Genomic DNA, 6,990 nt, shown 5'->3' on the forward strand with positions numbered 1-6,990 from the left:
CAGCCACTCGGTCAGACCGGCCCGCTCCGCTTCGGGCAGCTCGGCGAACCGGCGCGGCCCGGCCGGGGTCCGGCTCCAGTCGAAGAGGGTGTCGGCGTCCAGGTCCAGCGAGTCGGAGCCGGTGTCCCCGAGCCCCACCCGCGCGGCCAGCAGGGCCCGCAGGGCCCGGTCGCGGGTGAGGACGGCGCCGACCCGCGGCCAGCCGCCGGGCGGCTCGGCCTCCAGCAGCGCGTCCAGCAGCCAGTGCTCGCGCACCATGCGGGTGTCCAGGTCGGCCGCCCCGAACAGCTGCTTGACGATGTCGGCGCGGTCCACGGCCAGCGGGCGGCGGCGCACCGCGTGCCCGCGCAGGTCCCAGCCGAGCTGGTCGGCGGGGACCTTGCCGGTGACGACGAGGACGCTGTCCCCGCCGGGGTCGGTCTCGGTGGTGTGGTGTCTCCAGGCGTCGGCGATGCCGAGCGGCGAGTCCTGGTCGGTGACGTGCACCCGGCGGGCGGCACCGTCGACCTGGACGGTGAACTCCCGTTCCGCGTCGCCACCGGCCCACACGGCATCGACCAGCACGAGCCGCCGCCCTTCGGCGCGCGGCAGTTCCGTCTCCAGCAGCACTTCGACGGCACGCCGTCCGGCACCGGGCCGCCCCGCCCTCACCGCGCGACTCCGTGCCGGTCAAGGGGCGCGGGGAACCGCGCGACCAGCCCCCCACGCACCCGCACCCGACGGGCGAACCCGTCCCCACCCCCAGGGGGTTCGGGGGCGAAGCCCCCGAGGGACGGGAACGGGCAGGGGCGGCGGGGGCGAAGAACCCTGTCCCGCACGACGACGGCCATCAGCGAGCCCCCTCGTCGTCCACGACCGCACGCCAGGTGATCTCCACCCCGGCGTGCGGATGCGCGGCACGGAACGCCGCGATCTCCTCCCGCACGGCGGCCAGCCCGGTCACCAGCTCGTCCTCCAGCGCGGTGGTCCCCGCCCCCGCGGCGACCACCCGACGCCCGGACCGAGCGGGCCGCGCGGGCTCACCGGCGGGCACACCGCTCCCACCGTCCGGCAGGACGTCCGCGTCCCCGGGCCGGTCCTCCGGATGGCGCGTGGCCACCTCCGGCTCCGTCACCCGCACGTCCTGCGGCCCCGGCGGAGTCGTCGGCCGCCGCGGTTCGACGAACGCGTTCTCCACCTGGAGGGCCGCGTTGATGATCGCGTTGGCCTGGTCCCGGACCCCGTCCAGCACCTGCACCAGGGACCGCTCGAACTCGGACGCCCGCGCGGTCCGCGCGATCTCGGCGAACAGCCGCCGCGCCCGGTCGCCGACGCCGTCCTCGCGGGAGGTCAGCCCGTGGACGTTCCTGAGCGCGGGCCAGTCCGTGCCGTCCAGCGCCCGCAGCACCTCCCCCGCGCTGCCCATGGCGGTGTTCAGGTCCCGCTCCCCGGCGGTCAGGGACGCGGCGGCCAGCTCGCGCACCAGCGCGGTGGCGTCGCCGCCGTGCCGGGTGAGCCGGGCCAGCAGCCCGGCCGCCTCGCGCAGGATTCCCGTACGCGGCGCCGTCTCGCCCGGCGTGTCCAGACCGAGCAGCGGCGCGTGCCGCTCCAGCGAGGCCCGCACCCCGGCGACGTCCTTCTCCCACGCCTCTGCCCTGGCGCGCAGCTCGTCGGCGAGCCGGTTGACGTTGCGCGCGTACAGCGCGGGTTTGACGGCGACGCCGAACAGCCGCGCCGCCCGTTCCCGGGCCGCCGCGTACTCCTCCTCGCCGGGCAGCGGCTGCGCGCGCAGCGACCAGCCCGGCCCGATCTCGCCCAGCGCGGGCGCCTCCCGCTCCGGCCCGCCCTGGAACACCCACGCCCGGTCGTCGAGCAGCGCGTACGCGGCGATGAGCAGGTTGCCGGTGAGCTTGTCGAGCCCGCCGTACCCGAGGTCCCTGGTGATCCAGCCGCGGATGTCCTCGACGGCGAGGTCGCCGCGCTGCTGGTGTGCGGCGGCGGCCTGGTTGATCCGGGTCCGCCAGTCCTGCCGCATCACGAGCGGCCCTTCGTGGACCGTGCCGAGCTCCAGCGGCTCCACGATCCGCTTCACCGTCTTCAGGTGGTGGCTGTCGACGTTGTTGGCCCGGCCGCCCTCGTCCATCGCCCGGGTGATCCACTCCAGCGCGGTCCGCAGTTCCCCGGCGTTGACCGCCTTCCGCTGCCCGTTGCGGTCCGGCCCGAAGTCGGGGTGCTTCGGGTGGAGCGCGGAGAACATGCCGTCGGCCAGGTGCAGCACGTTGGCCTCGAACCCCTTGCCGCCCTCCTCCCTCGGCTGCGCGAACTCCGGCTGCAAGGACAGCACATGGCGCCCGTCGGGCACCTCCGGCCCCGGGTTGGAGTCGGTCGGCCGGGCCAGCCCGTACACCTCGGCGAGCGCCCCGGTCAGCTGGTCGGTGAGGGTGTCGCGGGCCACCTCCAGCTGCCGTTTGACCTTGGCGCGGTCGTCGGGCGGGAAGTTGCCGGTGTAGTCGGCGAGCCGGTCGCGTTCCAGCAGGAAGTTGATCCGCATCAGCCGGCCGAGCTGCGCCCGCCGCTGGTCGGAGAAGAAGTCGGTCAGCCACACCAGCGTGGGCGCGGTGACGCCGTCCTTCCGCAGCTGCTCGACGCGGTGGTAGTCGTCGCTCGGGTAGTGGTCGCCGTCGTCGAAGGGGTAGTCGACGACGAACCGCACGGTGCCGGACGTGGCGGGCGTGAACTGCTCGTCGGGCAGGTCCGCCCGGTCGCGCACGTTGCCGAAGACGAACTCGGCGACGCGCCGGGTGCCCCGCCAGACGATCTCCTTCTCGGCGACGAACTGCCCGTCGCGGACGCCGATCGCCTCCCACAGCCGGTCCCGCAGCCACACCCGCCGCACCCCGGCCTTGTCCTCCTCGGCGACCGCGTCGAGCAGCGGCTCGATGTCGAGGTCGGACAGGTGCAGCGAGAACACCGGGTCCGCCTCGCCGTCCGAGCGCACCTCGGAGGGGAACGCGGCCTGCAGGTCCCGCATCCGCCGTACGACGACGTCCCCGGCGGGCACGGTACGGGACCGCACCGACCCGTGGTTCAGGGCGGCGAGCCGCGCCCCGGTGAGCCGCCGCAGCGCGGGCACGTCCGGCGCGAGGGCGCCCAGCAGCAGCGTCTTCACGAACCGGTCGTCGGCCCGGAAGTCGGCGTGCGTGTCGGAGCCGTACTTCTCCAGCAGGTGGCCGCGGGCCTTGGCGTGGAACTTCACCGCCGCCTCCGACTCCCGCTTGAGCTTGTCGGTGAAGGCGGCGCCGGTCCCGTCGACCAGCACGTTCCACAGGTCGCCGAGCGGGATGAGCTGCCCGACGGCGGCGTCGGCGTTCCTCTCCAGCAGTTGCTGCACGAGCTTCAGACCGGTCCGCTCCCGCTGGAGCGCGCCGGAGAGCGCGACCAGCACGTTCAGCAGGGCCGGGGAGAGCGGGTAGACGGCCCGGAAGTCCGTCCAGTCGGCGTGCGTGGCGCCGCTGCCGTCCAGCAGGATGTCCTTCACCTGCTGGCCGGTCCGGTCGATCTTGGCGAACTCCGCCTCCAGCACCGCCTCCTTGCCGGGCAGCGGCTTCAGCACCCGCTCCTTGATGATCTCCGGCAGGTTGCGGTCCTCCAGGTCGATGGTGTCGAACCGCTCGTTGAGGTACTCCAGCGCCTGTTCCATCGCCTTGACGTCGGCGCCGAGCACGTCGGTGCCGACCAGCTGGGACAGGTCGCGCTGGCGGGAGATGAACGACACGATCGGCACCGGCCGGTCCGCGTCGCCGGACTCGATCAGCTTCACCAGCTTCTGGATCTCGCTGTTGACGAAGGTGCGCTCCTTCATGTGCGCCTGGAGCCACAGCACCAGCTCGTCCAGGAACAGCACCACGCCGTCGTAGTCGAGCGAGCGGGCGTGCCGGCTGATCGCGGACAGGCCGTTCTCCAGCGGCACGTACTTGGCGGCGTCCCCGCGCGCGCTCTCCGCGTAGGACCGCATCGGCCCGGTCAGCAGCGCCGACTCCAGCCGCTCGCGGCGCGGGTCCCCGGCGGGCGCGGTGAACGCCTCGTCCAGTTCGGCCGGGGTCCACGCCCCGCCCGCGCCGATCACCTGGAGCTCGTCGTCGTCCTCGTCCGCTCCCGTGCCGCCGCCGCTGTCGTCGGGCAGCAGCCGTACGAAGGCGTCGTCGCCGAGCTGCTCCCGCATCCGCCGGGCGTCGGCGAGCATGGCGTCGGACCGGAACACGGTCGGGGTCGGCGCGTCCGGGTGCAGCTCGCGCACGGTCCGCACGTATCCGCCGAGCAGCGCCTCGTCCAGGTTGGCCGCGCCCACCAGGTGGTACGGCACCATGAGGAACCGCTTGCCGCGCAGCCACTCGTCGTGCTCGGCGATGACCTCCCGCAGCCGCGGCTTGGCCCGCGCCGCCGGCTCCCCGTTGAGGACGGCGTGCAGCACGGTCAGGAAGTGGCTCTTGCCGGCGCCGAAGGAGCCGTGCAGGTAGGCCGCGTACGACGCGCTCTTCCGCACCGCGCCGCGCACCAGCTTCAGCGCCTTGTCGAACTCCTCCCGGAGCTGCGGGGTGACCACGTACTCCTCGACCCGCCCCGCCGAGCGCCCGGTGAACCCCTGGGACAGCTCGACCTTGAAGTCGCCGGCGTAGACGTCCTCCTTGATGTCGAGTACGTCCCTCAGTACGACGGTCCCGCCGCTCCTGGCCATCAGCCGCTCCCGCTCCCCACAGCACACGCCCGGCCACCCCCGCGGCCGGGCTTCCTCGGGGGCCCGCGTCGGTGAACCCGCGCCCCATGCACAACTCCTCCATATCGTGCCAGCTCGGGCCGGGGCAATGGGCCGGGGTGGGCGGGCCGGCCGGTTCCGGAACGGGGGGCTCAGGTCGCGGACGCGCTGCCCTCGGCCCCCGGTGGCCGCCCTCCCCCTACGGCGGCGAGGTCCGGGCCGGCCCCCATGGTGGGCGCGATCACCGCCCAGACCGTCTTCCCGGGCGCGCCCCCGGCCCGCTCGCACACGCCCCAGTCCACGGACAGCGCGGCCACCAGGAGCAGCCCGCGCCCGCCGTCCGCCTCGCCGTCCGTCTCCCCGCCGACCGGCCCGGTGCGGGGCCGTCGCTCACCGCGGGTGTCGCTCACCTCGACCCGTACGCGCCCCTCGCCCTCCCTGCTCAGCCGCAGCTCGGCGTCCCGGCCGGGGACGCGGCCGTGGGTGACGGCGTTCGCGGCCAGCTCGGCGACGACCAGTTCCACGGCGTCGTGGACGGGCGTGCCGTAGCCCCACCCCCAGGCGTCCACCTGGTGGGAGGCGAGACGCCGGGCGAGCCGGGCGCCGCGCGGGGAGGCGGTGAAACGGAGGGTGAGGACCGGCTGCTCGGCGGCCGGACGCAGCGGTGGGCGCTGCCGGTCGGGGGTGCTCGTCATGGACCGAAGATCTCGTGCCCGGACCTCCCCCCACCAGGTATGACACCCGCACGGGCGGGATCTGTCGGGGCACCGGGCGACCGAGTCGGGCCTGTAGGGGTGCCGGGACCGTGCGACAGGTCCTGCGGACCGTTCCGTCCCTGACGGGGCGTCGGCGAGGCTGCCTCAGCGGCGTCGGAAGCCGAGCGGGTCCGCCGCACCCCGGCCCACCTCGCGCCCGGTGTCCTGGTCAGGCCGAGGTGTCCGACGGGGACTCGCGGCCTCGGGTGCGCAGCTGCTCGTTGATGCGCTGGGCTTCTTCGAGCTGGTCCTCGAGGACGATGATGCGGCAGGCGGCCTCGATGGGGGTGCCCTGGTCGACGAGTTCACGAGCGCGTGTGGCGATGCGCAGCTGGTAGCGGGAGTAGCGGCGGTGGCCGCCTTCCGAGCGCAGGGGAGTGATCAGGCGGTGTTCGCCGAGGGCGCGGAGGAAAGCCGGGGTGGTGCCGAGCATCGCGGCGGCCCGGCCCATGGTGTAGGCGGGGTAGTCGTCGTCATCGAGGGGGATGGCGGGACGGGAATCGGCAGGGAGCATAGACCTCTTCTTTCGGGGACGCGTCGGGGGGCCCGGGTGCCGTACCGGCACCCGGGCCCCGAGCTTTCAACACCATCTACCGGCACACTGTGCCGGCCTTCTTCGTCCGCAGGGTCCACCCGGGAGGGCGGGGCTGCGGGGATCGCGGATGCGTGACCGGGGACCACCTTCCAATCCGGGGCCTCTGCGGTACCCGGGCGGACTTCTTCCTCGCCCGGGCGATCCTGGATGGCGTTCTGCTCCTTACCTTCGGTTTCTCGGTTGTACTGCTGGATACCGCGGGTACTGCTCACGGCCCTCCTGGGGCCGTGTCCTGCTTGACTTGCTCGCACGGCAGTTCGTGTCTGCCGCGCCCTCTTCGACTTCCTGGCTACGACAGAAACAATAACCCTGTGACGAGTCAATGTCTACTCTCGTCATGACAGTTTTTCTTCGTGGCCGATGTGCGGACTCCTGCCGCGCGTGCTCTCGGAAGACTTCTGCCCCGGGTTGAGTCCCGGCCCGGCGGGCATGTGCCGAGCCGGGCGGCACAACCGACTCGGGACAGCCGTGCCGTGATCAACGGCTCTGGCGTCGACCGACGTACGGCCGCTGTGCGCCACCTGGCGGCACCGGGGGCAGCGTGTCTCGTCACCGACCGGACGGAACAGCGTGGCCTGCACGTGGTCGCCCTCGCACTCCCGCAGGGTGGCGAGCCGAGGCGAGAGGCGGGTGGGGTGGTCCTGACCGGGTTCGTGGGTGGGGCGTACGGCCACGGTCTCCTGTGCGCGGTGGGGGACGGGCGGGTCCGGCGGGGGCGGTACGTCGCGGAGGAGGTAGCGCAGCAGGCCGCCGGGGCGGTGGACCGGGGTGCCGTCGGAGGGGAGGCCGCGCAGGAGGTGGGTGCGGACGGCGGCGGGGGTGTGTCCGGCGGCGAGCCAGCGGGCGGTGAGCTGCGTCAACTCGTCGTGCATGCCACGGGGGATGCGGCGGAGGTCGGGGGAGAGGTG

At 73.9% G+C, this 6,990-nt stretch carries 3 protein-coding genes and 2 pseudogenes; all 5 read right to left on the reverse strand.

Translation table 11 applies throughout. The features are described 5' to 3' along the window. Positions 1-651: pseudogene (locus RH94_RS43550) on the reverse strand (BREX-2 system phosphatase PglZ); the annotation flags it as partial. Between the two features lie 178 nt (positions 652-829). Then, positions 830-4,714 (reverse strand): hypothetical protein, encoded by a 3,885-nt coding sequence (locus RH94_RS16410; protein ID WP_073948333.1) that lies wholly within the window; start codon positions 4,712-4,714, stop codon positions 830-832. A 170-nt stretch (positions 4,715-4,884) separates the two neighbouring features. Continuing rightward, the gene (locus tag RH94_RS16415; RefSeq protein ID WP_079189065.1) at positions 4,885-5,427 is read right to left on the reverse strand and encodes an ATP-binding protein; all 543 of its coding nucleotides are present in this window, start codon (positions 5,425-5,427) and stop codon (positions 4,885-4,887) included. Positions 5,428-5,656: 229 nt separating this feature from the next. Beyond that, positions 5,657-6,001 (reverse strand): MerR family transcriptional regulator, encoded by a 345-nt coding sequence (locus RH94_RS16420; RefSeq protein WP_073948334.1) that lies wholly within the window; start codon positions 5,999-6,001, stop codon positions 5,657-5,659. A gap of 416 nt (positions 6,002-6,417) precedes the next feature. Then, a pseudogene (locus tag RH94_RS41415) lies at positions 6,418-6,990 on the reverse strand (hypothetical protein); the annotation flags it as partial.

The sequence above is a fragment of the Streptomyces kebangsaanensis genome (genome assembly GCF_001906585.1).
Lineage (GTDB): Bacteria > Actinomycetota > Actinomycetes > Streptomycetales > Streptomycetaceae > Streptomyces > Streptomyces kebangsaanensis.